15 protein-coding genes are annotated in these 22,984 nt (G+C 68.9%); 6 read left to right on the top strand and 9 right to left on the bottom strand.

Features of this window, described 5'->3' with window-relative positions:
* Positions 1-6 precede the first annotated feature (6 nt).
* Both FNH13_RS04070 and FNH13_RS04065 read right to left on the bottom strand, forming a co-directional pair.
* Positions 7-921 carry a hypothetical protein gene (locus FNH13_RS04070; RefSeq protein ID WP_143782292.1) on the bottom strand — a complete coding sequence of 305 codons (915 nt, stop codon included), beginning with the start codon at positions 919-921 and terminating at the stop codon, positions 7-9.
* A complete protein-coding gene (locus FNH13_RS04065) occupies positions 921-1,454 on the bottom strand; it encodes a SigE family RNA polymerase sigma factor (protein WP_143782291.1) in 534 nt (177 codons plus the stop codon). Before FNH13_RS04065 ends, FNH13_RS04070 begins: the two co-directional genes overlap by 1 nt.
* Before the next feature lie 168 nt (positions 1,455-1,622).
* On the opposite strand from FNH13_RS04065, the gene metH reads away from it, so the two are divergent.
* Positions 1,623-5,264 carry a methionine synthase gene (metH, locus tag FNH13_RS04060; protein ID WP_143782290.1) on the top strand — a complete coding sequence of 1,214 codons (3,642 nt, stop codon included), beginning with the start codon at positions 1,623-1,625 and terminating at the stop codon, positions 5,262-5,264.
* Between the two features lie 15 nt (positions 5,265-5,279).
* Here the strand turns inward: metH and FNH13_RS04055 are convergent, their stop codons facing one another.
* On the bottom strand, positions 5,280-7,727 hold the full coding sequence (locus tag FNH13_RS04055) for a phosphoketolase family protein (protein ID WP_143782289.1): 2,448 nt from the start codon (positions 7,725-7,727) through the stop codon (positions 5,280-5,282).
* A gap of 171 nt (positions 7,728-7,898) precedes the next feature.
* On the opposite strand from FNH13_RS04055, the gene FNH13_RS04050 reads away from it, so the two are divergent.
* Together FNH13_RS04050 and FNH13_RS04045 are read left to right on the top strand one after the other, a co-directional pair.
* On the top strand, positions 7,899-8,519 hold the full coding sequence (locus FNH13_RS04050) for a DUF47 domain-containing protein (RefSeq protein WP_143782288.1): 621 nt from the start codon (positions 7,899-7,901) through the stop codon (positions 8,517-8,519).
* 4 nt (positions 8,520-8,523) lie between these two features.
* Positions 8,524-9,519, top strand: a complete 996-nt coding sequence (locus FNH13_RS04045) for an inorganic phosphate transporter (RefSeq protein ID WP_321169214.1) — start codon at positions 8,524-8,526, stop codon at positions 9,517-9,519.
* Positions 9,520-9,592: 73 nt separating this feature from the next.
* On the opposite strand, the gene FNH13_RS04040 is transcribed toward FNH13_RS04045, so the two are convergent.
* A complete protein-coding gene (locus FNH13_RS04040; RefSeq protein WP_143782286.1) occupies positions 9,593-11,152 on the bottom strand; it encodes a long-chain-fatty-acid--CoA ligase in 1,560 nt (519 codons plus the stop codon).
* A 157-nt stretch (positions 11,153-11,309) separates the two neighbouring features.
* On the opposite strand from FNH13_RS04040, the gene FNH13_RS04035 reads away from it, so the two are divergent.
* Together FNH13_RS04035 and FNH13_RS04030 are read left to right on the top strand one after the other, a co-directional pair.
* Positions 11,310-12,224 (top strand): SDR family oxidoreductase, encoded by a 915-nt coding sequence (locus FNH13_RS04035; RefSeq protein ID WP_143782285.1) that lies wholly within the window; start codon positions 11,310-11,312, stop codon positions 12,222-12,224.
* A gap of 66 nt (positions 12,225-12,290) precedes the next feature.
* On the top strand, positions 12,291-13,007 hold the full coding sequence (locus FNH13_RS04030) for a hypothetical protein (protein WP_143782284.1): 717 nt from the start codon (positions 12,291-12,293) through the stop codon (positions 13,005-13,007).
* A gap of 33 nt (positions 13,008-13,040) precedes the next feature.
* Here the strand turns inward: FNH13_RS04030 and FNH13_RS04025 are convergent, their stop codons facing one another.
* Positions 13,041-13,733: a GAF and ANTAR domain-containing protein gene (locus FNH13_RS04025; RefSeq protein ID WP_143782283.1), complete on the bottom strand. Its 693-nt coding sequence runs from the start codon at positions 13,731-13,733 to the stop codon at positions 13,041-13,043.
* A gap of 462 nt (positions 13,734-14,195) precedes the next feature.
* On the opposite strand from FNH13_RS04025, the gene FNH13_RS04020 reads away from it, so the two are divergent.
* Positions 14,196-14,501 carry a DUF6343 family protein gene (locus FNH13_RS04020; protein WP_143782282.1) on the top strand — a complete coding sequence of 102 codons (306 nt, stop codon included), beginning with the start codon at positions 14,196-14,198 and terminating at the stop codon, positions 14,499-14,501.
* 38 nt (positions 14,502-14,539) lie between these two features.
* Here FNH13_RS04020 and FNH13_RS04015 read toward each other — a convergent pair whose 3' ends face one another.
* From FNH13_RS04015 to FNH13_RS04000, 4 genes are all read right to left on the bottom strand, one after another.
* Entirely contained in the window at positions 14,540-14,842 is a 303-nt protein-coding gene (locus tag FNH13_RS04015; RefSeq protein ID WP_143782281.1) for a WhiB family transcriptional regulator, read from the bottom strand.
* Positions 14,843-15,106: 264 nt separating this feature from the next.
* Positions 15,107-15,364, bottom strand: a complete 258-nt coding sequence (locus tag FNH13_RS04010; protein WP_143782280.1) for a DUF7218 family protein — start codon at positions 15,362-15,364, stop codon at positions 15,107-15,109.
* Positions 15,365-15,487: 123 nt separating this feature from the next.
* Positions 15,488-18,118, bottom strand: a complete 2,631-nt coding sequence (locus FNH13_RS04005; protein ID WP_143782279.1) for a DEAD/DEAH box helicase — start codon at positions 18,116-18,118, stop codon at positions 15,488-15,490.
* Positions 18,119-18,231: 113 nt separating this feature from the next.
* Entirely contained in the window at positions 18,232-22,878 is a 4,647-nt protein-coding gene (locus FNH13_RS04000) for a S8 family serine peptidase (RefSeq protein ID WP_143782278.1), read from the bottom strand.
* Positions 22,879-22,984 lie beyond the last annotated feature (106 nt).

The raw sequence follows: 22,984 nt of genomic DNA, 5'->3' as shown, positions 1-22,984 counted from the left end.
GACCGCTCAGTCCCGCCCGTGCGCCGGGTCGAGCACCGCGAGGTTGGCGGCGGTCTTGGCGGCGATCTCGGCGGCCACGTCCTGGTTCTGACCCTCGTCACCCTCCGAGACCGTCACGGCCACGAGGTAGTCACCCTGCCGGATCACCGCGGCTGCCCGATCTGACTCGGCGGCATACAGCAGGTAGTCCTCATCGCCCTGGTGCCCGCTCCACTCCTGCGGCTCGCCCTGGACCCCGTCCCAGGTGCACAGGGTGTAGCTGTCATGGAGCAGCCCGTCGCGGGCCGCGACGCTGTCCGCCCAGCCGGTCACCGTGAGTTCAATCGCCAGGTCCTGGCTGGCGTCGGAGTAGAAGCTGAACGACTGTCCGGCCTCCGGCTCGGCGCCATCGGCACGGCCCGGGTCGCACGTCATCAGGGCACTGACCGGGACCGTGCGTGGATAGTTCATCGCGAGCTTCGGGACACCGAGGTCATCCAGCTCGACCACGCCGGTGGGCCGGGCGTCGGGGATCTCCCAGGCATTGGGCAGGTCGTCGTTGACCTCGAAACCACCCTCCGGCTGCGGCAGCTCACCGTCCTGCCACGGCACCTCCGCGACGACCGGTGCACTGGTCACGGCGGCGTCGTCCGGACGTGGTGTGTCGGTGGCGTCCACCGACTCCGGTGCCCCGGCCGGGGCCACCGTCCCGGAGTCCCCGGGCAGGATCTCCGGCAGCACCAGGGCCGCCCCACCCACCAGCGCCGGCCCCAGCACCGCCACCGCCACCCCGGTCGCAATGGCCCGGCGGCGCCGGATCCTTCCGGCACGGTGGTGTGTCCCGGCCACGAGCGTGTCGTAGTCGAACTGCGCGTCACCGACCGCACCGCGCAGTGCCTCACGGATCTCGTCGTCGCTGTGGCGACCAGACGTGCTGCTCATCAGCCAACCCCCTGCCCTGTCTGAGCCGGAACGATCCGGCGAAGTGTCTTCATGGCGTTGTGGGCCGCGCTGCGCACGGCCTGCTCGGAACAGTCGAGGGCCCGCGCGATCTCAGCATCGGGCAGGTCCTCATAGAAGCGCAGGGCCATCACGGCGCGCTGCCGGTCCGGCAGCTCCCGCAACAGTCCCAGGACCGCGTCGCGGTTCGTCACCTGCTGGGCGATCCCCGCACCGGTGGGCTGGGCCCGGTCGGCGGTGACCACCTCGTGCGAGACGACCTCCGTGGTCCACTTGCGCCGCTTCTTGGAGATCAGCGTGTTGACCATGGTGCGCCGCACATAGGCGTCGATGTTCTCGGCCACCGCGACGCGTGACCACTTGGTGATCACCGTCGCCAGCGTGTCCTGGACCAGGTCCTCCGCGTCGGCCCGGTTGCCGGTCATGGCATAGGCGAGGCCGACGAGGCGTGGCATCGCACCCTCGACATACGCCTCGATCTCACCCTGCTCAGCGGAGCGGCCGAAGAGCCTCATCCACTACTCCTGTTCCTCACACTGCCTATGACGAGCCCACCCGAGCCAAATGTTGCACCCCACTGCCCACCTCCCACAGCCTCCGGTGCCGCACTATCCTCAGTGTGCCGTCCCCAGGCCCAGCCCTCACAGGCTGGAAGTCCACAGCCGTGGCACGAGAGGTGAGCAATGAGCAGCGCAGACCTGCACACACTGGCGCGCGAGCGGATCCTGGTCCTGGACGGGGCGTGGGGCTCGCTGCTGCAACAGGTCGAGTTGACCGAGGAGGACTTCCAGGTCGAGGGGATGCCGCAGGACCGCAGCTATCGCGGCAACTTTGACCTGCTGCAGCTCACCCGCCCGGACGTCGTGCGGCAGGTGCACCGGCGTTATCTCGAGGCCGGCGCCGACATCACGACCACCAACACCTTCACCTCCACCTCGATCGCTCAGGCCGACTACGGCACCCAGTCGCTGGTCCCCCAGCTCAACCAGGCGGGAGCGGCACTGGCCCGCGAGGTCGCCGACGAGTTCACGGCCCGGGACGGACGTCCACGCTGGGTCGCCGGGGCGATGGGGCCGACGAACCGCACGGCCTCCTTGTCCCCCGACGTCGAGCGGCCCGAGTTCCGGGCGGTCACCTACGCGCAGCTGCACGAGGCGTATGCCGAGCAGGCCCGGGCCCTCCTGGCCGGCGGGGCGGACCTGCTGCTGATCGAGACGGTCTTTGACACTCTCAACGCCAAGGCGGCACTGCGGGCCGTCGACACGGTGGGTCGCGAGCTGGGGCGGGCGGTCCCGGTCATGCTCTCGGGCACGATCACCGACGCCTCGGGCCGCACCTTGTCCGGGCAGACCCCCGAGGCGTTCGTCATCTCCACCGACCTGGAGACCGAGCACCTCGACCTGGTCTCAGTGGGGCTGAACTGTGCGCTCGGGCCGGCCGCGCTGCGCCCACACCTGCGAGACGTCTCCGGCGCCACCTCCCGGTTGGTGTCGGTCCACCCCAACGCCGGGCTGCCCAACGCCTTCGGGGGCTATGACGAGACGCCCGAGCAGATGGCGCAGGTGCTCGGGGACTACGCCCGCGAGGGGATGGTCAACATCGTCGGCGGGTGCTGCGGCACGACTCCGGCGCACATCGAGGCGATCGCTGCCGCGGTGCAGGGTGTGGCGCCCCGTCGCTCCGCCCAACCCTCGGCATACCTGCGTCTGTCCGGTCTCGAACCCTTCACGGTGACCCCGCAGATCAACTTCATCAATGTTGGTGAGCGGACCAACATCACCGGGTCCCCGCGCTTCAAGAAGGCTGTCGCAGAGGGCGACTGGGACGCCGGCGTGCAGATCGCCCGGCAGCAGGTGGAGGCCGGTGCGCAATTGGTCGACGTGAACCTCGACGAGGGCATGCTCGACGGGGTCGCCGCGATGACGAACTTCCTCAATCTGCTTGCGGGAGAGCCGGACATCTCCCGGGTCCCGGTGATGATCGACTCCTCCCGGTGGGAGGTGCTGGAGGCCGGGCTGCAGTGCCTGCAGGGGCGCGGGGTCGTCAACAGCATCTCGCTCAAGGACGGCGAGGAGGAGTTCCTGCGCCGGGCGGCGATCGTGCGACGTTATGGCGCGGCCGTCGTCGTGATGGCCTTCGACGAGACCGGCCAGGCCGACACCCTGGCGCGGCGCCAGGAGGTGTGCAGCCGCGCCTACCGGCTGCTGACCGAGCAGGCCGGCTTCGCGCCGCACGACATCATCTTTGACCCCAACGTGCTCACGGTCGCCACCGGCATGAGCGAGCACGACCTGTATGCCCGCGACTTCATCGAGGCGACGCGCTGGATCAAGGCCACCCTGCCCGGGGCGCTGGTCAGCGGCGGCATCAGCAACGTCTCGTTCAGCTTCCGAGGCAACAACGTGGTGCGCGAGGCGATGCACGCGGTCTTCCTGTTCCACGCCATCGAGGCCGGCCTGGACATGGGCATCGTCAACGCCGGCATGCTCGGCATCTATGAGGAGATCGACCCGGAGCTGCGCGAGGCCGTCGAGGACGTGATCCTGGCGCGCCGCCCGGACGCGGCCGACCGGCTGCTGGAGCTGGCCGAGCGCTATCGCGGCGAGTCCACCGGGTCGGGCACCCCCGCTGCCAAGCTCGCGTGGCGGGAGGCTCCGGTCGCGGAGCGCCTGCGGCACGGCCTGGTGCACGGGATCTCGGACTATGCCGTGGAGGACGCCGAGGAGGCCTATCAGCAGCTCGGCTCGGCGCTCCTGGTCATCGAGGGTCCGCTGATGGACGGCATGGACGTGGTCGGTGACCTGTTCGGCAGCGGCCAGATGTTCCTGCCCCAGGTGGTGAAGTCGGCCCGGGTGATGAAGCGGGCGGTGGCGCACCTGACGCCCTATCTGGAGGCCGCGTCGGCAGAGACGGGTGGCCACACCAAGGGCAAGATCCTGCTGGCGACGGTCAAGGGCGACGTGCACGACATCGGCAAGAACATCGTCGGGGTCGTCCTGTCCTGCAACGGCTATGACGTGCGCGACCTCGGCGTCATGGTGCCGGCCGAGACGCTGCTGGACACCGCCGCGGAGTGGGGTGCCGACCTGGTCGGCGTCAGCGGGCTGATCACGCCGAGCCTGGACGAGATGGTCGCGGTGGCCACCGAGATGAGCCGGCGGAGGCTGAGCACCCCGCTGCTGATCGGCGGCGCCACGACGAGCGCCGCCCACACGGCCGTCAAGATCGACCCGGCCTACTCGGGCACCGTCGCCTATGTCATCGACGCCAGCCGGGCCGTCGGTGTCGCCGCGGACGCCATCAACCGGGAGTCCGAGCTGGCTGCGCGGGTCGAGAAGCAGTTCTCCGAGCTGCGCGAGCGGCACGGCGCCAAGCAGGTGACGCTGGTCGACCTGGTCACGGCCCGGTCCGACACCCGGGCCGTCTCCTCTCCGGGACAGCCCGCCCCTCTCCAGCTGGGCCGGCACCTGCTCGAGCCGAGCCTGGAGGAGCTGGTCGACGTCATCGACTGGACCCCGTTCTTCAGCGCCTGGGAGCTGCGTGGCACCTATCCCAAGCTGCTGGACGACCCTCGTCAGGGGCAGCAGGCGCGCGAGCTGTTCACCGATGGTCAGGCGCTGCTGCGGCGGATCATCGACGAGAGGCTGCTGACCCCGAGGGGGGTGGTCGCGCTGTGGCCGGCGCGCCGCCTCGGCCCGGACGACATCGAGATCACCGAGTCCGACGGGAGCACCACGGTCTTCCACACCCTGCGTCAGCAGAAGCAGCGGACCAACCGCTATGCCGCCCTTGCCGACTTCGTCGCCCCCGAGGGCGACCACCTGGGCGGCTTCGCTGTCGGGATCCACGGCGCCCACGAGCTGGCGATGGCGTTCAAAGAGGAGCTGGACGACTACTCCGCGATCCTGGCCCAGGCGCTGTCCGACCGCCTGGCCGAGGCGTGCGCCGAGTGGGTGCACCAAAAGGTGCGCACGCAGCTGTGGGGCTATGCGCCCGACGAGGCGCTGCAGGTCGCCGACCTGGTCAAGGAGCGCTACGACGGCATCCGGCCGGCGCCCGGCTATCCCGCCCAGCCCGACCACACCGAGAAGCGCACGCTCTTCCGGCTGCTCGGTGCCGATGAGATCGGGCTGGAGCTGACCGAGCACTGCGCGATGACGCCCACCTCGGCGGTCTCCGGGCTCTATCTCGGCCACCCCGAGTCGGTCTACTTCGCCGTCGGCAAGGTCGCCCGGGACCAGGTGGAGGACTACGCCCGGCGCAAGGGCTGGACCCTCGAGGAGGCCGAGCGCTGGCTGGCGCCCAACCTGGGCTACCAGCCCTAGGGTCGCTCGTCCCCGCTAGGCGTTGTCACCGCCGGTGTCCGAGCCCGGGGCGCCGGAGCCCTGCGTGTTGTCGTCGTCGTTGAACACCCACGCGGCCACGTCCGGGATGTCCTCGCCGTGCTCGCGGGTGTAGGCGCGCGCCTGTTCGCGCCGGTCCAGCATCTGCTGGCGCAGGCCCGCGGCCCGCTCGGCCAGTCCGGGCACCCGGTCGATGACGTCGGCGACCAGGCGATAGCGGTCGAGGTCGTTCATCATGAGCATGTCGAACGGCGTGGTCGTCGTGCCCTCCTCCTTGAAGCCGCGCACGTGGAGGTTGGCGTGGTTGGTCCGCCGATAGGTCAGTTTGTGCACCAGTGCCGGATAGCCGTGGAAGGCGAAGATCACCGGGCGGTCGGTGGTGAACAGCGCGTCGAAGTCACGGTGGCTCAGCCCATGAGGGTGCTCGCGCTCGTCCTGCAGACGGAGCAGATCGACCACATTGACCAGGCGCACCCGCAGCTCGGGCAGGTGCTCGCGCAGCAGTTTGGCCGCGGCGATCGCCTCCAGGGTGGGGACGTCCCCGGCGCAGCCCAGCACGACGTCGGGCTTCTCGCCCGCGACCTCGCTGCCGGCCCAGTCCCAGATGCCAATGCCTCGGGCACAGTGCAGCGCTGCTTCCTCCGCTGAGAGCCACTGCGGCCCGGGCTGCTTGCCGGCGACCACCACGTTGACATAGTTCTTGCTCCGCAGGCAGTGGTCATAGGTCGACAACAGGGTGTTGGCGTCCGGCGGCAGATAGATCCGGATCACATCAGCCGTCTTGTTCATCACCACGTCCAGGAAGCCCGGGTCCTGGTGCGAGAAGCCGTTGTGGTCCTGACGCCACACGTGCGAGGACAGCAGATAGTTCAACGACGGCACCGGCACCCGCCACGGGATGTCGTGGGTCGCGTCGAGCCACTTGGCGTGCTGGTTGAACATCGAGTCGACGATGTGCACGAAGGCCTCATAGCTGTTGAGGATCCCGTGCCGACCGGTCAGCAGATAGCCCTCCAACCAGCCCTGGCACTGGTGCTCCGAGAGCACCTCCATGACCCGCCCGGTCGCCGACAGGTCGACGTCGGTGTCCACCACCTCCGCCACCCAGGTCTTGCCACCCTTCTCGACAGCGGCACCGAGCCGGTTGGAGTGCGTCTCGTCCGGCCCGAACACGCGGAACGTCTCGCGGTTGCGGTCGATCACGTCGGCCACCCAGGTCCCCATCACGCGGGTCGCCTCGGCGCTCGCGCCACCGGGAGAGGGGACGTCCACGGCATACTCCCGCCAGTCGGGCAGGTCAAGGTCACGGGTGAGCATCCCCCCGTTGGCGTGCGGGTTCGCGCTCATCCGCCGGGTGCCGACGGGGTTGTTGCGCGAGATCTGCTCGGCGATCCGGCCGTCCTCGTCAAAGAGCTCCTCCGGCCGATAGCTGCGCATCCACTCCTCGAGCAGGCGCGTGTACTCCGCGTTGCCGCGCACCGCGGCCATCGGCACCTGGTGACTGCGCCAGGTGCCCTCGACCGGCAGCCCGTCGACCTCCTCGGGGCCGGTCCAGCCCTTGGGCGTGCGGAAGACGATCATCGGCCAGCGGGGACGACCGGTGAGTATGCCGTCAGCCGCCTCGGTCCTGATCCTCGAGATCTCGTCGAGCACCTCGGACAGGAGTGCGGCGAACCGCTGGTGGAACTGGGCCGGCTCCTCGTCGTCGAAGCCACCTTCGAAGAAGTAGGGCTTGTGGCCGTAACCGACCATGAGCGCCTCCAGCTCCTCACGGGGGATCCGGTCCAGGACCGTGGGGTTGGCGATCTTGTAACCATTCAGGTGCAGGATCGGCAGCACCGTGCCATCGACCTGCGGGTTGAGGAACTTGTTGCTGTGCCAGGCGGTGGCGAGCGGCCCCGTCTCGGCCTCACCGTCACCGATGACCGCCGCGACGACGAGGCCGGGGTTGTCGAACGCAGCGCCATAGGCATGGGACAGCACATAGCCGAGCTCGCCGCCCTCGTGGATCGACCCCGGGGTCTCCGGCGCGACGTGGCTGGGAATCCCACCGGGGAAGGAGAACTGCCGGAACAGCGCGTTCACCCCGCGCTCGTCCGTCCCGACGTGCGAGTACACCTGTGAATACGTGCCCTCGAGCCAACCGGCGGCCACCAGTGACGGGCCCCCGTGCCCCGGCCCGGACAGATAGATCATGTCCAGGTCCCGGGTGATGATCTGGTGGTTGAGGTGGGCATAGAGGAAGTTCTGTCCCGGGCTGGTGCCCCAGTGACCGAGCAGCCGTGGCTTGACGTCCTCCTCCTGGATCGGCCGCTTGAGCAGGGCGTTGTCCATCAGATAGATCTGACCGACCGCCAGATAGTTGGCCGCGCGCCACCAGGCATCGACCGACGCGAGATCCTCGCTGGACAGTGGCTGTTCTGCGGGCTGGGTCTCGGCACTCATCGTCGTGGCTCCCTGCTTGAGGACGGATCACCGCCACCCTGTCACTGTCATCGGCCGGCGCGCTACCGGAAGACCCCTCACGGCGGAGGACGCACCACGATCGACCATGAACATCGGGTGGACGGCGGGCGACGCACGGGCAACCGCGCGGTGTCACGTAGCATCAGGGCCGTGCGCTTCAAGCTGACTCCCCAGAACACGAGCTTCTATGGCCAGTTCGCCACCCTGGCCACCCACATCCGAGATGCGGCCCACCTCCTGCAGGCGACGGTGGAGGGGCCGCCCGGTGAGTGGCAGACCGCGGCCCGACGGCTCAAGGAGCTCGAGCACGAGGGGGATGAGGCCACGCACGCGATCCTGTCGGCGGTGAACAGCTCGTTCATCACCCCGTTCGACCGCGACGACATCTATCGCCTGGCCGCGCGCTTGGACGACTGCCTGGACCACATCGAGGCCAGTGCCGAGATCATGGTGCTCTACCGCATCGGCGAGCTCCCCGCTGCGGTGGCCGAGCAGGCACGGGTCCTGGCCGAGATGGCCGACCTGACCCTGGAGGCGATGCCCGGGCTGGAGAAGATGCACAACCTGCGGGAGTTCTGGATCGCGATCAACAGCCTGGAGAACGACGCAGACCGCAACTACCGGCAGATGATCGCCGCGCTGTTCGACGGCGACCGGGATGCCGTGGACATCATCAAGCTCAAGGAGCTCTTCGACGAGCTCGAGGCCGCGGCCGACTCCTTCGAGACCGTGGCCAACACGGTCGAGAGCATCGCAGCCAAGGAGTCCTGAACCGGTGGAGGGGCTGCTCCCGGTTGTCCTTGTCGTCATCCTGGCGATGGGCTTCAACTACACCAACGGGTTCCACGACGCAGCGAACGCGATCGCCACCTCGGTGTCGACGCGGGCGCTGACCCCACGGGTCGCGCTGGCCATGGCGGCCTTCTTCAACCTGATCGGGGCCTTCCTCGGCACCGGCGTCGCCAAAACGGTCGGCTCGGGCATCATCGACCCACCGGAGGGTATGACCGGCCTGGCCATCGTGGCCGCGGCGCTCGTCGGCGCCATCGGGTGGAACCTGCTCACCTGGTGGTACGGCCTGCCGTCCTCCTCCTCCCACGCTCTGATCGGTGGCATGGCCGGAGGCTCACTGGCCGCTGGGACCACCGTGCTGTGGGACGGCATCCTCTGGAAGATCGTCATCCCGATGCTCGTGTCGCCGATCGCCGGCATGATCCTGGGCTTCCTGGCCATGACCGCGATCCTGTGGATCTTCCGCAACGGCCACCCCGGCAAGATGTCCCGCAACTTCCGGCACGCCCAGACCGTCTCAGCCGCCGCGATGGCCCTGGGCCACGGCCTGCAGGACGCCGCCAAGACGATGGGCATCGTGGTCCTGGCGCTGGTCGTCGGCGGTTACCACGAGGGCGACAGCATCCCGCTGTGGGTGACCGTGAGCTCTGCCCTGGTCATCTCTGCCGGGACGTATGCCGGGGGCTGGCGGATCATGCGCACCCTGGGTCGCCGGATCATCCACCTCGACCCACCGCAGGGCTTCGCCGCCGAGAGCGTGGCCGCCTCGGTGCTCTATATCGCAGGCATGGGCTTCCAGGCGCCGATCTCGACGACGCACACGATCACCTCGGCCATCATGGGCGTCGGCGCGACCCGCCGCCTCTCCGCCGTGCGGTGGGGCGTGGCCGGCAACATCGTCGGCGCCTGGGTGCTCACCTTCCCCGGTGCCGGCATCGTCGCCGCCGTGACCTACTGGCTCCTCGCGCTCTTCATCTAACCCATTTTGATAGTGGTTTCGTCGGTCCAACCCGGATTTTGATAAGGGTTTCGTAGGTCCCGATCCACCGCCCTCAGCTCAACTCGCGCTTGAGGATCTTGCCGGTCGCCGTCATCGGCAGGCCGCCGACGATCTCGACCAGGCGCGGATACTTGTAGGCGGCGAACTGCTCCTTGCCCCACGCCACCAGCTCCTCGCTGGTCACCTCCGCGCCGGTCTCCGGGATCACATAGGCCTTGATCTCTTCGCCGAGGCTCTCGTGCGGCACGGCGATCACGGCGGCGAGCGAGACGGCCGGGTGGGTCATCAGCACCTCCTCGATCTCACGCGGATAGACATTGAACCCGCCGCGGATGATCATGTCCTTGGCCCGGTCGACGATGTAGAAGTAGCCGTCCTCGTCCTGCCGCCCCAGATCCCCGCTGCGGAACCAGCCGTCCCGGATCGCCTCGGCCGTGGCCTCCGGGCGGTCGTAGTAGCCCTTCATGATGTTGGGACCCTTGATCGCGATCTCGCCCACCGCATCCGGGTCGCCGGAGCGGTCGACCGGCGACCAGTCGCTGGCGATCAGCCGCATCTCCACCTCCGGGATCGGTATGCCGACAGACCCGACCCGGGGCTCCTCACCAAAGACGGAGAACGACGCGACCGGGGAGGTCTCCGACAGTCCGTATCCCTCAAGGATCGTCACGCCGAAGCGCTCCCGGAACGCCTTGTGCACCTCCCCGGGAAGAGCCGACCCGCCCGAGGCGGCGACCCGCAGGTTCGCGGCAATCGCCCCGACATCGACGGTTTCGTCAAGTGCGCCCAACAGACCCCAGTACATCGTGGGGACGCCGGCGAAGAAGGTGACCGACTCCTTGAGCATCAGCCCGAGCGCCGCCGTGGCCTCAAACCGTGGGAGCAGGACGACGGTGCCACCGAAAGCGAAACCACTGTTCTGGATCACGGTCTGACCGAAGGAGTGGAACAGGGGCAGCCCGCAGAGATAGGTGTCGGGCGACTCGGCATCCCCCCGGAACAGTTGCCGTCCGACCAGGGCGTTGGAAGTCATGTTGGCGTGCGTCAGCTCAGCCCCCTTGGGCTGGCCCGTCGTGCCGGAGGTGTAGAGGATGACGGCCGTGTCGTCATCGGCGACGTCGTGGGTGTCGAAGGTCGGTGCCTGCCCACCCAGGGCCGCCCCGAAGGTGGTGGCTCCCTCGATCGGCGACGCAGCCGCGGGGTCGGCGGTGACCACGAAGAAGTGCTCACAGCCGGGAGACTGCTCGAAGGCGGCGTGGCCCTCCTGCGCCATCGGCAGCTCGGCGGTGCCCTCGAAGCAGAAGTAGGCCTTGGCGTCAGAGTCCGCCAGGTGATAGGCGACCTCACGGGCCTTGAGCAGGACATTCAACGGCACCACGGTCGCTCCGGCCTTGAGGATGCCGAAGTAGATGATCGAGAAGTGCGGCACGTTCGGGCAGGTCAGCGCGACCTTGTCACCCGGCCCGATGCCACGCTCGGCGAGCAGGTTGGCCACCTGGTTGGCCGCACCGTTGACCTGGGCATACCTGAGCCGGGTCTCCCCCAGCACCAGCGCGTCACGGGTGGGGTAGGTCCGGGCGGAGTCCTCGAGGAGGACAGAGAGATTCGACATGGCGCAAAAGTAGTCCTCCTCGCCCACTCCCACCAGCAGGGCCGCAGGGTGTTGCGAGCATCCGCACCACGGCATACCGTCGGACGCACCGTCGGCGGTGCAACTTCTCCTGAGCCGCCGGAGTGCGGGACCTTGGTGGGCTGCCTACGCTCGAGATATGCCTGAGAACCCCGACCTGACGGCCCCTGTCGCCCGTCACGCCGCATCTCTGACCACGGAAGAGGGCGGATTCCCGGCGCAGGAGCAGCAGCCTCCTGGCCTGACCCCACCGATGGACCCACTGCCCGACCATGGTGAGGACACCTATGTCGGCCATGACCGTCTGAAGGGCCTGCGGGCCCTGATCACCGGTGGGGACTCCGGGATCGGACGCGCGGTGGCGATCGCCTACGCCCGCGAGGGGGCTGACGTCGCGATCGGCTACCTGCCCGAGGAGCAGGAGGACGCCACTGCGACGGCCGAGCTGATCCACGAGGCCGGTCGCACGGCGGTCCTGGTCCCGGCGGACCTGCGCGTGCAGGCCGCGTGCACCACGACGATCGAGCGTGTTGTGGCTGAGTTGGGCGGGCTGGACATCCTGGTCAACAACGCTGGCTACCAGATGGCTCGCACCCAGGGCCTGGAAGAGTTGACGACCGAGGACATGGACCGGGTGTTCAAGACCAACCTCTATGCGATGTTCTGGTTGACCCAGGCCGCACTGCCGCACCTGGGCCGTGGCGCCAGCATCATCAACGTCAGTTCCATCCAGGCCTATGAGCCCTCCACGACGTTGCTCGACTATGCCGCCACCAAGGCGGCCATCAACAACTTCACCGTCAACCTGGCCGCCGAGGTCGGCAACCGAGGCATCCGAGTCAACGCCGTCGCGCCGGGCCCCATCTGGACCCCACTGCAACCGGCCACCCAGGAGGGTGACCATCTGAAGACCTTCGGCGCGGACACTCCCCTGGGCAGGCCGGGACAGCCGGCCGAGCTCGCCGGCGCCTTCGTCTTCCTCGCCTCGCCCGCCGAGGCGAGTTATGTGTCCGGGACCGTCGTGGGTGTCACCGGCGGCAAGCCCGTCTTCTGACAGACTCAGCGACATCGGTACCCGCGTCACCCACCACTCGCTCACTGCTGAAAGTAGACCCCGCACGTGTCATCCCCCCGCGTGGCCATCCTGACCACGGCTCACGATCAGCATGCCGAGTTGCTCCACCAGGTCGAGGCCATCGCCCTCGGCACGGCCATCCCCGTCCTGCATGTCCTCGTGGCGATGGATGACAAGACCCTGGGCAAGAGACAGCTCCCCGTCACCTCCGACCGGTGGGAGACCATCGTCCGGACAGCCCGCACGGACACCCGCGGGCCCCTGCCGATCGCTGCCGCGCGCAACCTGGCAGCAGCAACGGCCATCGACGAGGGCTGCGACGTGCTCATCTTCCTCGACGCCCATCTCATCCCCGGGCCCCGGCTCGTGCAGGTGGCCGCAGCCCGGACCGGCTCGTCCCGACACACCGCGCCCGTGCTCTGGATCGGTGAGGTGCGCGCCCTGGAAGCACCCGTCGGGCCGGGGCAGCCGGTCCACGGGCTGGAGGCGAGGACACGTCAGGACAATCCCCCCTTGCTGCCCTCGGACTATGAATCGGTCCTGGCGGAGCCGAGCGCCGTCTCCCCCGGCGTCCCGGTGATCAGGGCGGAGGGGTTCCGCGCGACGGACGGATTTCCCCTCGCGACCACGGGCGAGCTCGACCTCGACACGGCCTTCGCGGCGCAGGTCCGCTCCGCCGGAGGAACTCTCGTGCGCTTTGGTGGCGGTCCGTCATACCAGCAGGCGCAGGGGGTCCAGCGGCGTGGCCACCCCGCTGGATGAGGTCACCGGCGTCCCACCGTGGGCGCCAACGCTCTAGTTGACGCTTGCACCCCCCACCTGGGGCGCCGTCAGAGCGGACGGTGCGCGCCCGCCCTCCCCAGCCAGGATCGGGCTGTCCGGGATCCTTCCGGTCGTGACCATCAGGTTGGCGATGTCACGCAACTTGGTGTTGGTCTCCTGGGACCGGCGGAGCAGAACCTCGAAGGCGCTATCGACCGTCAGGCCGTAGCGCTGCATGAGCATCCCCTGAGCAACCCCGATCACGTGCCGGCTGTGCATGGCCGTCCGCAGACCATCGATCTCGCGAGTCGCCTCGATCGCTCCGGAGGCGTGGTGGGCGAAGACCAACGCGTAGTCCACATCAACCTCGGTGTAGACGTCGGCCTGCCGGGCGTAGAGATTCAGGGCGCCGAGCGGCACCCCCTCAAAGTTGACGAGCTGGACGCTCAGCACGGACAGAAATCCCAGGTCGGCCACCAGCGGACCCCAACGCGGCCACCGGCGATCGGTGCGGGTGTCATGGGCGACATAGGTCTCTGCCGCCCGGATGGAGTCCAGGCACGGGCCCTCGTCCAGGCCGTACTGCAACTCGTCGGCGCGCATGACGTCCGCCCCGGTGGACGCCGCCGTCTCGATCATCCCAGAGCTCTGGCGCAGCGAGATGCCGACAGCATCTGCCGAGGGCACCACCTCCACCGCCAGGACCGCGACCCGCTCCAGTGTCATGGCCTCCTGCTTCTGGGCGAGGAGGTCCCGACTGATCTGGGCGAATGCTGCCGCATGACGTTCCACAAAAATCCCTTCGAAGGACTCACTAGGTCTTAACGATACCGCTGACACCGGGTCGCTCACGCCGCCCTCGGGGGGTCAGCCACCTCGCGTTCAAACACCTCAAGGCACGCCCAGACAGACAGTGCGAGCGCACCGCGCGCGGATTGGCCCGTTGCGCCTGCCGGCCGTCGGAGATCAGCGTCAGCAGGCGCGGCATACTGCCGCAGCTGTCTGACCAGCAGCTCGCGCACGGACACCACCACGTCCTCCAGGTCGTGAGTGCCCAGGGGCGCCAGCAGGACGAGATTGACCAGTATGCCGACCGCCGCCACAGCGGGGACCGCGGCAGCCTGACGGCCACCTCGCGTGGTCAGCCGCGAGGATGACTTCTCGGCACACTGAGGGCATGCTGAGGTGATGAGTCGTCAACCTCCGGAGCAGGCACCCGGGGACGGGGACCACAACGCACAGCGGTCCCGCGCCCGCCCCGACTACCACGACCCCACGGCCGGGATCGGTGGGGCTCCTCCGGCTCACAGTGCCCTCACCCTGCGCCTCGTGCTCGCGACCTTCGGGCTCGTGGTGTGCACGGTCGGCGCGATCTGGAACGCAGCAGCAGACGGCCCCGCGTGGCTGACCATCGTGCTGGCTGTGCTCGCGGCCCTCGCCGTCGTCGACGTGGGCGTCATCATCCGGCGCAAGAGGCGCGGCGAGCCGGGCTGAGGGCACGCTCGCTGCGGAGCCCCGCTCGCGCGGGCACCTCAAGAGGCTTCGGGGACCGCTCCGCTCAGGATCGCTGCTCGCTCATCCTCGGTCAGGCCTCCCCAGACCCCGTAGTTCTCGGGGAAGCTCAGGGCGTGCGACCGGCACTGCTGGATCACCGGGCACTCCCGACACATGGCAGTGGCGAACGACTCTCGGGACCGACGCGCGGCACCTCGCTCGCGCTCCGGATGGAAAAAGATCTCCGCACCGCGGGTGCGGCACAGTCCTTCGAACTGCCATTCCCAGACGTCCAGCGTCGGTTTTGGCGTTGTCGTCTGCGGCAGGGTTGCTTCAGACATGGGTGGTGCTCCTTGTGTTCGTTGATACTCAACGGACACCACTCACCAGTTCCGCACGACGACAGCGTCGTGCGAGAGAATCCGACAGATCCTGCGACACAGAGGGCGCAGTCACCAGGATGCGAACCGGTGATGTACCCCGTGGCTTGAGGTGCCTAAGTATGTGCACATCTCGTCGGGGGCCGCAACCGCAACCTTGCACTCTCGCAACGACGGAGGAGCACCCAGCCCGGGCGGGCGAGGTGCTCCTCCGTCGGAGATCTGTCAGTGATTGCGCAGCGCGTCGATCAACTCGTGCTTGGTCAGGTCGCTATAACCCTCGAGGCCCAGTTCCCTGGCCCGGCCCCGCAACTCGTCCACGGTGCGGTCCTCATAGTCCTCCGCGGCACCTCCGCGGCTGCCGACCGCGTCCCGTCCCTCCGCGGCCGCGGCATTGCTGATTCGCGCAGCCTTCTCCTTGGAGTTGCCCTCCTCGCGGAGGGACTCATACATCTCCTCGTCCTTGATCGAGTTCTCACTCATGGCGCCTCCTGGGTCCCCGCCGGGTCTCGGCGGTCCCTTCCAACGTAGGACCGGAGCAGCGGGGCCGCTCGTCCGCAGCCCCCGGCCAGATCCGCATGCCGCGACCGCCAGAGACCCCGACCGCTACAGCCGCCGCATGCCAGATGCCAGCAGCACCGGCTCGCCCACCTCGTCGGAGGCGTCCAGGTCACAGACCGCCTCGATGACCCAATCGTTGTTGCCCTCCGGGTCGGCGAGAGTCTGCCGCACCTGCCATAGCCTTGCCTCCGTCGGGCCGCTCGAGGCCACGCCCGGCACCTCGCGGACACCGGGCTGGGGGCCGCGCTCGGGCGTGATCGACAACATCGCCGGGCCCCGGGCGTCCGGACCCAGGCCGATCTCGTCGTGCTCGTTCCAGTAGGTCTCGAGCGCGCGGTCCCAGTCGTCGGCGCCCATCAGGGGCTCGCGCGGCGGCTCGGTGAGCGCAGCGACCGCACGCTCCAGCTCGGCCAGGTCGTTGTAGACGTCCCGCGCCGCCAGCTCCACCCGTCGGAAGATCGCGTTGCGCACCATCACCCGGAAGGCCCGCTCGTTGCCGGTGATCGGCCGGCTCGGGGCCAGCGGCACCCCCTCGGCGGCTCGGGCAGCGGCGGCAGCCACGGCATCGGGGTCGGTCAGCGCCTCCCACTCGTCCAGCAGCGACGAGTCGGTCTGCCGGATCGTCTCCCCGAGCCAGTGGATCAGGTCGTCCAGCTCCTCGGTCTTGGCGCTGTCCGGGACGGTGTTGCGCAGGGTGCGATAGGCATCGGTCAGATAGCGCAGCACGATCCCCTCGGAGCGGGTGAGCTGATAGAACCCGACGAACTCGGTGAAGCTCATCGCCCGCTCATACATGTCCCGCACGACCGACTTGGGGCTCAGCGCGTCCTCACTGACCCACGGGTGCGACTGCCGATAGATCGCCAGGGTCCCCTCGAGCAGCTCGACCAGCGGCATCGGCCAGGTGACCTCCTCGAGCAGCTCCATCCGCTGGTCATACTCGATGCCGTCGGCCTTCATCTGGGCGACCGCCTCGCCCTTGGCCTTGGACTGCTGGGCATAGAGCACCTGCCGCGGGTCCTCCAGGACCGCCTCGATCACCGAGACGACATCGAGGGCGTATGCCGGATCCTCCCGATCGAGCACCTCCAGGGCAGCGACGGCAAAGGGGGCGAGGGGTTGGTTGAGGGCGAAGTTCTCCTGCACGCCGGCGGAGAGGATGACCTGCCGACCCGACTCCATCGGCTCCGGGAGGCGTTCCAGCACACCGCTGTCGAGCAAGCTCCGGGCCAGCACGATGGCCTTGCGTGACAGACGTGTCTGGTTGCGCGGGTCCTCGTGGTTGTCGCGCAGCAGCCGGCGCAGATTGACAAACGGATCACCTTGTCGGGCAACGATATTGAGGATTATGGAGTGATCCACCCGCATCCGTGACACCAGCGCTTCCGGCTCACCGGTGACCAGCTTGTCGTAGGTCTCCTCGGTCCAGTTGACGAAGCCCTCCGGAGGCTTCTTGCGCTGCACCTTGCGCTGCTTCTTCGGGTCGTCGCCGGCCTTGGCCACCGCCCGGAGGTTGTCGATGTGGTGTTCGGGCGCCTGCACCACGACATACCCGCTCGTGTCATAGCCCGCGCGGCCGGCCCGGCCAGCGATCTGGTGGAACTCCCGGGCGCGCAGCACGCGTTGGCGCGTCCCGTCATACTTCGTCAGCCCGGTGAACAGCACGGAGCGGATGGGGACGTTGATGCCGACCCCGAGGGTGTCGGTCCCGCAGATCACCTTGAGCAACCCGTCCTGAGCCAGCTGCTCGACAAGGCGGCGATAGCGCGGCAGCATCCCGGCGTGGTGCACCCCGATGCCGTTGCGCACCAGTTTGGACAGGGTCCGCCCGAAGCCAGCGGTGAACCGGAAGGCCCCGATGCGCTCGGCGATCTTGTCCTTGTCCTCACGGCTGGCGATCTTGAGCGACATCAGTGACTGGGCCCGGTCCAGCGCGTCCTTCTGGGTGAAGTGGACGATATAGACCGGCGCCTGGTGGGTCTCCAGCAGTTCGGTGATCGTCTCGGTGATCGGGGTGACCGCCCAGCTGAAACTCAACGGCACGGGACGCTCGGCACCGGCGACAACAGCCGTCGAGCGCCCGGTCCGACGGGAGATGTCATCGACAAATCGGGTGACGTCGCCGAGCGTGGCCGACATCAGCAGGAACTGGGCATCCGGCAGCTCGAGCAGCGGCACCTGCCAGGCCCAGCCGCGGTCCGGCTCGGCATAGAAGTGGAACTCGTCCATGATGACGAGCCCGACGTCGGCCTGGGCACCCTCGCGCAGCGCGATATTGGCCAGGATCTCGGCGGTGCAGCAGATGATCGGCGCGTCGGCGTTGACCGCGGCATCACCGGTGAGCATGCCGACGTTATCCGCGCCGAAGATCTGGCACAGGGCGAAGAACTTCTCGCTGACCAGCGCCTTGATGGGGGCCGTGTAGAAGCTCACCCGGTCCTCGGCCAGCGCCTGGAAGTGGGCGGCGGTTGCGACGAGAGACTTGCCGGAGCCGGTCGGCGTCGCGAGGATGACGTTGGAGCCGCTGAGCAGCTCGATGACCGCCTCCTCCTGGTGCGGATAGAGCGCGGTCCCTCGCTCCTGGGCCCAGCCCGCAAAGCTGTCATAGAGCGCGTCGGGGTCGGGATTGGTGCCCTCAGGTGGGAGCAGGTCGGTGAGCGTGCTGGGAGTGGCCATCCGTTCCATCATCCCGTATGCCGTCGGTCACCGAGGAGGCCCCGTCCCCAGGTGGTGGGGACGGGGCCTCCTGCCCTCTCGGTGTGCTCGGCCGGGGCCGAGCACACCGGAGGTCAGCCGCCGAGCAGCTCGGTCAGCTGGGCGAAGACCTGCTCCGAGACACTCTTCGTGCCGCCGAGCACCGTGGCGCGGCTGAGCTCAAGGCGCTCCAGCTCCGCACGGGTGACCGCCGGGAGGCTGCCCGGCTTGGTGAGGTTCACCGGCTCGCCGCGGAAGGCAGCCAGCGCAGACCCGGTCAGGGCGTCCGGCCAGTTCAGCCCCGTCGCGACAAAGCTGTTCTCGACACCGGCCGGGTGCTGCGCCGAGATGGCCGCGGCCGTGGCATACCGGTCCGGGCCCGACAGGCGCCGGTCGGCACCGAGGTCTGCGAAGACGCCCTCGGAGACGGCTCCGGTGCCGCCCAGGACCACGACCTCACCGGCATCGAGCCGGTCCAGGGCTGCGGTCACCGCAGCCGGAACGTGGTCGGTCTGGGTCAGCAGGACCGGGACCCCCTCGTGACCAGCGAGCGCTGCACCCGCCAGGGCATCCGGGAAGTTCTGGTCCTCACCGCTGGCCACATAGACCGTGTCAAGGCCCGTGGGATAGAGCTCGGAGAGCAGGGCGGCCGTCTCATAGCGGTTCTCACCGGCGATGCGGTCCACCTCTCCCCAGCTGCCCAGCTGCGTCACGACCTCGTCGGAGATCGCGACCCCGCCACCGAGCACGACGAGGCGCTCCGGCTGGACCGCGTCGAGCGCGGCCCGCGTGGCGGCCGGGATCCGGTCGGCCTGGACCAGCAGGACCGGAGCCGGGGAGCCGTCCGCGGTGAACAGGTCCACCGAGCCGGGCAGTCGTCCCTGGCTGGCCGGTGCGGCACCGGTCAGCGCGTCGGCGAAGTTCTCACCGGTGACGATATAGGCCGTGTCGACCCCGTCGGGGTACTCGGCCGCGACCTGTGCCGCGGTCGCGTAGCGGTCGGCGCCGGAGATCCGCTCCACCGTCGGCCCGGTCTGCTCGGGCACACGGTAGGCGTCGTAGACCTCCTGGGTGATGGCGTTGCCCTCGGAGTCCGCCGCGGTCGCTCGCAGCGACACGGTCTGGGCACCCGCGGGGTAGGTGACGTCTGCTGTCCAGTCACCGGGCGTCCCGGAGAGGTCCAGCTCCTCCCAGGTCGTGCCCTGGTCGTAGGAGATGGCGAGCGTGCCATCGGTGATCTCACCGGTCAGCTGGCTGTTCGGCAGCTGCCAGGCAGACAGGCCGATGGTGTCGGTCGGTCCGTTGACGGCAGCTCCGTTCCAGTCGGTCTCCACGGCGAAGTCGACCTGCACGAGGGGCAGCTCGGCAAACCAGTCGGCAGGATGCTCGCTCCAGAAGGTCCACTCGGTGCTGCTGGCCGGCGTGACGCCCCAGGAGTCGGGACGACCCACATCACTGGTGACCCGGAGCTGGGTGCGCTCGGACGGCACACCGTCGATCCATGAACTCTGCCAGCCGACGTCCTCCTTCAGCAGGGTTTCGCCCTGATACCACCGGATGGTCTGGTCGTCGGTGCCCTGGAACTCGCCCATCCCACCGGTGTGGGTCGGCTCGTCTCCGGCCCAGCTGGGCAGGTTGACCTGCAGCATGTCGCCCTGCCGGTTGGGCAGCCAGTAGCCCTCCCCGAGCCGCGGCTGGACGACGGCGGCGAACCAGGACTCTGCGGTCGTGCTGCCGGGCTCGTAGCCCTGACGCAGACCCCGCTCGTTCCAGTTGCCCTCCATGACGGCGGCGTCCTGATACCAGCTGGTGCCCTCCTGCGCCGAGACGTACTCGGTGCGGTCGATCGGCATGTTCATCTTCTCCGCGAAGCCGACGCCGTAGGCGGTGTGCGGTCGGAGGTCGTATCTGAACTCGCCGCCGGCCCGCTGCTGGTTGCCGTGGAAGCTGGCGTCGATCCGGGCGAGGTCCTCCAGCTCCGGCGCGTAGGCCAGGTCGGTGGGGATGCTGCCGGGGTGCGGGTCCACCAGGTCGTAGACGACCGGGCTGTCCACGCCACCGCTGACGGTGAGCTGGACCGGGCCGGCCTGGATCCGTGAGATCAGGCCCGCACCCTCGACGCCGCTGACACCGACCGCCGGGTAGGACACTGTGCCCTCCCACGCGACACCGGCAGCGAACTCGCCGGGCTCGTCGTTGACCACGACCAGCAGTGCGGCGCCGGCATCGTCAACACCTGCTGCGATCTCGGTGAGGTCCAGGGACTGGTCGCGAGTGATGACCACGGCCTTGCCCTCGGTCTCCACGGCCGACAGGTCGGCCGGGGTGCCCGTGCCTGCGTAGACCGCGTCGAGGGTGACCTCCTCGGTGGGTGCCGTGCTGCCGACCAGTCCGGTGACATCGAGGGCAGCCGCGCCCTCGGCCACGGCGACGAAGGGGGTCCGGAGGCGCCAGCGGGTGAGGTATTCGAAGTCGCCGTCGGTCGTGCCGTCCATCGGGGCGGCAAACAGGTGGTCGACCATGACCGGGATCTGGTAGGCACCGACCAGACCGGTGCCGGCGCTGATGCTGTACTCCATCCGGCGCTGGCTGGGCTCCAGCCCCTCGTCCGGCACCTCGGCAGTGATCTCATGGGTCTCGCGGGCGTCGAGCTCGACGACGGTGTCCTGGGTCAGGTCGATCTGCGGGTCACCGACCATGGCCACGCCGAGCTCATCCGCGGACACATTGACGTCCATGAAGCTCATGGCGGCGTAGGTGCCGACGGGCAGCCGCAGGGTCGTCTCGCCGTCGACCTGGATCTGGTTGGGCCACATGTCGTCGCGGCCCATAAACACGACGTAGGCCAGAGCTGGCGAACCGTCCCGGTCCGTAGCGCGCAGGGTGAGGTCGTAGCGCTCCTCCTCCTTCATCACTCCCCACCCGGTGCGGGCCAGGTCGGTCCCCTCAGCGGAGGCGATGACAAATCCGGACAGGGTCGTCGCCAGGGGGACGATCGCCGGGTCCAGGGTCACCTGCACGTCGGCCGTGCCGCCGGCTGGCACAAGCACCTCGGTGGCGGACAGTTCTGTCAGGCCGGCGGGCAGCCCACCGCCCGTGCCGTCATCGCCCTCCAGTCGCAGCGCCAGGGTCAGCTCGCTGTCACCGTCGTTGGTGTAGGTGATCTCGCGGGTGACCGGCTCGTCACCCTCGTGCGGCCAGTCGAAGTAGCCGAACGAGATCGATCCGGTGGCGATCACCTCTGCGTCCAGGGCCGCTGGCACGTCCAGGCGTCCAGCACCGAGCTGGAAGGGTCCCTCGCTGAGCGGGAAGGAGGAGGACATCAGCGTGTTCTTCAGCTCGACGCGGGACAGGTCGGGGTCGTCCTGCAGCAGCAGCGCCGCAGCGCCCGCGATGTGCGGGGTGGCCATCGACGTGCCGTCCATCGAGGTGTACCAGCCCTCACCGGCGCTGGCCTGTGAGCGCGCGGCCAGGACGTCAGCACCCGGCGCGGACAGGTCAGGCTTGACCAGGGCGTCGCCCAGGCGGGGACCCATGCTGGTGAACCAGGTGCGGTAGTCCATGCCGTCCACCGCGCCGACGGTCAGCGCCGCCTCGGCGGCACCGGGCGACCCGATGCCGCTGACCTGACCGTTGTTGCCGGCCGCCACCACGAACAGGGTGTCGGTCTCCTCACTGATCGTCTGCAGGGCAACAGCCATGGGGTCGGTGCCGTCGCTGGCCTCCATGCTGCCCAGGCTCATGTTGACGACGTCGGCGTTCTCGGCCGCCCACTCCATGCCGTCGATGATCCAGGACTCCTGGCCGAAACCGTCGTCGCCGAGAACCTTGCCCACGATCAGGTCAGCCCCAGGGGCAACGCCGACCTGCAGTCCGTCGGAGGCCGCGCCGGAGCCGGCCACGGTCGAGGCCACGTGGGTGCCGTGACCGTGGACGTCGGTGACCTCCTCGCCCGGGACGAAGCTGTGCGACTCGACGACCACGTTGGCCAGGTCCGGGTGGGTCAGGTCCACTCCGCTGTCCAGCACCGCGACGGTGACACCGGTCCCGTCGATCCCACGCGCCCACGCCTCGGGCGCACCGACCTGCGGGACGCTGTCCGCCAGACTGGCCTCGACGAGTCCGTCGAGGTGGATCCGCTCGATCCCGCGGGCGAGCGTGCCGTCGCTGCGGTCACCGGTCAGGGACTGCCACAGGCTGTCGCCGGTGCTCGCCTCGGGGCTCAGCGCCACGGCATTGATGCTCTCCAGACGGGCAGTGGTCTCGCCGACAAGGGACTGCAGCGAGGCGCTGGACGCACCGTCGGCGAACTCCACGATCAGCGGAGCCCCCGCCTCACCGACGCCCTGGTCGAGGAGCGCAGAGACATTGAACAGCTCGTGGTCCAGGGTTCCAGCCGCCAGGAACGGACGCGCAGCGTCCGGGATGACGTGGAGCTGCCCCTTGACGGTCAGCGCCTGGAAGCCGCCGGCCGTCCCGTCGGGGCTCGCGACGTCTGCGACCTGGGTGCCGTCAGCTCGCTCGGTGACGGTGACGATGTCACCGGTGATCAGCGTCAGTCGCTGCGTCTCGCCGTTGCCGGCCTGCAGACTGCGCTGCGGACTCGAGGTCGCGCTCGTCGCGGCCGTGGCCGCGGCCTCGTGGTCAGGCGCCGCCGAGGCGACGCCTGCTGCTGCAGTCGCCACGAGGGCGGCTGCGGCGACGCCGGACACAACGGTCCGTGCGCGTGGTCGGTGGGTCATGGGGGTGTCCTCGCTACGTTGCAGGGATTGCTCTGACGGCACGAATATGCCACAAGAGAACTGAGCGTTACCGACGTATTTATGCCGTGGCACGAACCCGCCGTAG

The sequence above is a fragment of the Ornithinimicrobium ciconiae genome (assembly GCF_007197575.1).
Taxonomy (GTDB): domain Bacteria; phylum Actinomycetota; class Actinomycetes; order Actinomycetales; family Dermatophilaceae; genus Ornithinicoccus; species Ornithinicoccus ciconiae.
This window is presented reverse-complemented; position numbering and strand designations above follow the sequence as displayed.

What these genes read in the sequence shown, in the direction of transcription:
- FNH13_RS04005 (WP_143782279.1), bottom strand. Translation starts at nt 18,118, where the DNA reads ATGGCCACTCCCAGCACGCTCACCGACCTGCTCCCACCTGAGGGCACC.
- FNH13_RS04055 (WP_143782289.1), bottom strand. Translation starts at nt 7,727, where the DNA reads ATGAGTGCCGAGACCCAGCCCGCAGAACAGCCACTGTCCAGCGAGGAT.
- FNH13_RS04065 (WP_143782291.1), bottom strand. Translation starts at nt 1,454, where the DNA reads ATGAGGCTCTTCGGCCGCTCCGCTGAGCAGGGTGAGATCGAGGCGTAT.
- FNH13_RS04035 (WP_143782285.1), top strand. Translation starts at nt 11,310, where the DNA reads ATGCCTGAGAACCCCGACCTGACGGCCCCTGTCGCCCGTCACGCCGCA.
- FNH13_RS04000 (WP_143782278.1), bottom strand. Translation starts at nt 22,878, where the DNA reads ATGACCCACCGACCACGCGCACGGACCGTTGTGTCCGGCGTCGCCGCA.
- FNH13_RS04020 (WP_143782282.1), top strand. Translation starts at nt 14,196, where the DNA reads ATGAGTCGTCAACCTCCGGAGCAGGCACCCGGGGACGGGGACCACAAC.
- FNH13_RS04025 (WP_143782283.1), bottom strand. Translation starts at nt 13,733, where the DNA reads ATGACACTGGAGCGGGTCGCGGTCCTGGCGGTGGAGGTGGTGCCCTCG.
- FNH13_RS04040 (WP_143782286.1), bottom strand. Translation starts at nt 11,152, where the DNA reads ATGTCGAATCTCTCTGTCCTCCTCGAGGACTCCGCCCGGACCTACCCC.
- FNH13_RS04070 (WP_143782292.1), bottom strand. Translation starts at nt 921, where the DNA reads ATGAGCAGCACGTCTGGTCGCCACAGCGACGACGAGATCCGTGAGGCA.
- FNH13_RS04015 (WP_143782281.1), bottom strand. Translation starts at nt 14,842, where the DNA reads ATGTCTGAAGCAACCCTGCCGCAGACGACAACGCCAAAACCGACGCTG.
- FNH13_RS04010 (WP_143782280.1), bottom strand. Translation starts at nt 15,364, where the DNA reads ATGAGTGAGAACTCGATCAAGGACGAGGAGATGTATGAGTCCCTCCGC.
- metH (WP_143782290.1), top strand. Translation starts at nt 1,623, where the DNA reads ATGAGCAGCGCAGACCTGCACACACTGGCGCGCGAGCGGATCCTGGTC.